This is a genomic window from Paenirhodobacter enshiensis (assembly GCF_000740785.1).
GTDB lineage: Bacteria > Pseudomonadota > Alphaproteobacteria > Rhodobacterales > Rhodobacteraceae > Rhodobacter > Rhodobacter enshiensis.
In genome coordinates, this window is the sequence record NZ_JFZB01000107.1 from 1 (window position 1) to 233 (window position 233).

General features: G+C 52.8%; 1 rRNA gene. It reads left to right on the forward strand.

The window, feature by feature from the left end:
* A 16S ribosomal RNA gene (locus tag CG50_RS16095) occupies window positions 1-233 on the forward strand; the annotation flags it as partial.

Here is a 233-nt window from a genome sequence, read left to right on the forward strand (position 1 = left end):
TCCGGAATTATTGGGCGTAAAGCGCGCGCAGGTGGTTTCTTAAGTCTGATGTGAAAGCCCACGGCTCAACCGTGGAGGGTCATTGGAAACTGGGAGACTTGAGTGCAGAAGAGGAAAGTGGAATTCCATGTGTAGCGGTGAAATGCGTAGAGATATGGAGGAACACCAGTGGCGAAGGCGACTTTCTGGTCTGTAACTGACACTGAGGCGCGAAAGCGTGGGGAGCAAACAGG